At 49.9% G+C, this 3,019-nt stretch carries 3 protein-coding genes; all 3 read left to right on the top strand.

Going from position 1 to position 3,019, the window contains the following annotated elements:
• Positions 1-78, top strand: a 78-nt coding sequence (locus tag C8R21_RS16775) for a PEP-CTERM sorting domain-containing protein (RefSeq protein WP_375135993.1), incomplete at its 5' end; no start/stop codon positions are given.
• Between the two features lie 902 nt (positions 79-980).
• Entirely contained in the window at positions 981-1,748 is a 768-nt protein-coding gene (locus tag C8R21_RS15375) for a Crp/Fnr family transcriptional regulator (protein ID WP_107763475.1), read from the top strand.
• A 185-nt stretch (positions 1,749-1,933) separates the two neighbouring features.
• Complete coding sequence (locus C8R21_RS15370) at positions 1,934-2,401, top strand: response regulator (RefSeq protein ID WP_107763473.1); 468 nt, start codon at positions 1,934-1,936, stop codon at positions 2,399-2,401.
• Positions 2,402-3,019: the final 618 nt, after the last annotated feature.

Raw genomic sequence — 3,019 nt, 5'->3', positions numbered from 1 at the left:
ACCTATGCCCTGCTGCTTGCAGGGCTCGGCCTGATGGGTGTTATGGCGAAACGCAGGAATGATAAACAAAACACTTGAACTGATCTAACTTAGAGTCACCCCTCCTCCGGGAGGGGTGGCCCGAACCCAATCTCCATCAGCCTGTTTCCTGCTCTTCACCTTTTCAGAAAAATCGTAGCCGCTGTCTACTTTTGTTTCCCAGTTAAGTCAGCAGGCAGCTACCGCCGAAATTTCCAAATGAGGCGTTCATAAGCAAAGGTAAGCGCAGGGTTTGCTGTAGGAAGCTGAGCACGAATTCCCTAATCCGCTGCTGCAATTGATCGTCGTTGCGCCTGCCGGTATATCCGTATTTCCCTCTACTACGCTGCTGCAGCACGACCGCCAAGCCTACGGGCATCCGTGCCACTGCCGATCATTCTTTTTCTCATTTTCCTTCTTCCCTGGAGGATATTGACAATGCTTCATCCCAAGCCTCGATGGTGAAGCAAACACCGCACCATGCTGGGAGTCAGCCGCTCGAAGAAAACCATCGAGGCTTAAAGATTTTTTGCAAACTTGGAAATCTCTATTTGATTGCAAGAGGAGGAACCCCTTCACACCTTGCACCAGGCACACCATAGAAAAACATGTACCAAAGTACAGTTAATTCCTTCCCGCCCAATGCTTAGAATGCGCCTGGGTAAAGTTATCCCTGGCCTATCTTTCAGAAGATCCAATGAATAGATCGGCTAGAACAAGGAGAAGACCATTGATCGCCTATTGAACAGATAGAGGTCAACTCCCTTTCCAACACACAATTCCGGAAGGAGAAGGCTCGATATTTAGCGGTATTCAATAGAGATAAACCTGCCTGCACGATGGGTGGCAGGGGTTTCTATATGAAATAGGCAAGGAAACCGTAGGTTAGGTGTGGGTGAAATAACACTTAAGAGCACCTGCTATCTTTTTTGCTCAAGCCGCACGCCTGCTTTCCCATACAAATGTCCACTTTCCACCCGCACCATCCCACCCAAAACCGCCTCCTGGCTGCTTTGCCGCCAATTGAACTTGCCGATCTGGCACCGCATCTCGAACTGGTTCACCTGCCGCTGGCTGATGCTCTCTGCAAACCGGGCGAGCCGCTTCCTTATGCCTACTTTCCCACTTCTTCCGTCATTTCCATCCATTGCCTCCTGGAAAATGGCACATCGTCGGAGCTCACAAGCGTAGGGAGAGAAGGCATGCTCGGCGTCTCGCTGTTCATGGGAGGCGAAGATACCCAGAGCTGGACCATCGTGCAAAGCGCTGGTTACGGCTACAGACTGAAAGCCGCATTTTTGCTCCAGGAATTCAATCAGGGAAGACTGCTACAACGCTTGTTGTTGCGCTACAGTCACGCGCTTATCGCGGAAGCCGTCCACAATGTGGCATGCAGCAGGTATCATACAGCCCACCAACGGCTATGCCGCTGGTTGCTGTCAATGCTGGACCGGCTTGGTCCCCAGGACCTTATCCTGACCCAGGAATCAATCGCCAGCATCCTGGGCGTTCGACGCGAGAGCGTTACAGCAATTGCAAGAAAGCTGCAGGAAGCTGGAACGATTTGCTACCGTCGTGGCCACATCATGGTTATTGATCAGGCTGGTCTTCAGAAGGAGACTTGCGAGTGCTATAAAAAAATCAAAAAGGAATTTGACCAGGTATTTGATGAGGTGAAGACATGTGAGAAGGTAAGGCAAAACAGCATAGATGCGGTAAACACACTTTAAATCAGTTTTCCGGCATTCCCCTTCTCAAACCCGCTTCAGGGGTTTTTGTTTATTGACCCAGTCTTTAAGGCTTGACTCTTCTTCTACTTTCAACCGCTTTAAGCTGTTTATGTAACCGAGCGAACAGAGCAGGCTAAGGAAGTGTTAATAAAATTTTAATCAATAACAGCTCTGTCTCCATTGCGATGGATAACATAAACTCATCCCTTTCCGGGGACAAGGTATTGGTCGTAGACGATGAGGAAGATATACTGGTTATCACCAGGCTGATGCTGGAGTTGCACGGTGCTGAAGTAATTACCTCTCTTACTGCTGTTGAAGCGCTGGAACAGGTGCGGATGCGAACACCCGACATCATCATAAGCGATATCAGCATGCCCCACATGGACGGCTACCAGTTCATTCAGGCCGTGCGGAACCTGCCCGCCCATAAAGGGAAAGACACTCCAGCCTTGGCCCTTACCGCTTTCAGCCGATCCGAGGATCGGGAAAGAGCTCTCAATGCCGGTTTCCAGGCGCATCTTTCCAAACCCGTCTCACTTCAAGTATTAATCGAGACTGTGGCGTACATTACAAATCTGCCCACTCACTCAGCTCTCTGGGAGAGACCCATTTCCTCTCCTTCTCAAGCCCCCTCCGGCAGCTTGCCCTGATTTTTTCTACTTTAATGTGTTCTACATTAGACTGGGGAGATTGCTAACTCCCCAAAGATGAACCCTGTCTGGTTTCTCTCTTGCATACTGCAAAAAATAAGCTTCGATCTTTATCTGCCAAGAATTCCATCAAAGATAAGCCTTTCTTCGATTGCCGCCCCCTTTGAAGGGGGGCGAGACGATCAGGATTCCTGCTCATCCTGTGGTTTAGCCGCCTTGAAATTATCCGGCAACCAGCGCAAGCCTGATAGTGCCTGCTCCGCATGCCAGCCGCAAAGCTTTGCGGATCACAGGCTATGACAGGAAAGCTCTAGCGCTGGCGGGGCCTGTGACAAGCGCAAACGGGGAGAGGAGGTTTTGCGCTGCGCAAAACCCAAACTGAGACACGGGCTTGTTGATACACGAGATACACGAGCTTGGCGAATTATCAGCAAACATATTATGCTTCAAGACTCTCTATACTTTGCTCTAGTCAGGATTCTCCGATTACTACAACTCAAATCTTGGATGCAAAATATTGATTGTGAACCGCCCCGGGTTTTGTAGAGGCTCCAACATCTGAGAGAATGGAGCTATGAAGAAACAGAACAAGTTTTCCCCCGAGGTACGTGAGCGCGC

It is taken from the genome of Nitrosospira multiformis (assembly GCF_003050865.1).
Classification (GTDB): domain Bacteria; phylum Pseudomonadota; class Gammaproteobacteria; order Burkholderiales; family Nitrosomonadaceae; genus Nitrosospira; species Nitrosospira multiformis_E.
This window is presented reverse-complemented; position numbering and strand designations above follow the sequence as displayed.

Excerpts from the sequence above, each read along its gene's own strand:
- C8R21_RS15375 (WP_107763475.1), top strand. The coding sequence starts at position 981 with ATGTCCACTTTCCACCCGCACCATCCCACCCAAAACCGCCTCCTGGCT.
- C8R21_RS15370 (WP_107763473.1), top strand. The coding sequence starts at position 1,934 with ATGGATAACATAAACTCATCCCTTTCCGGGGACAAGGTATTGGTCGTA.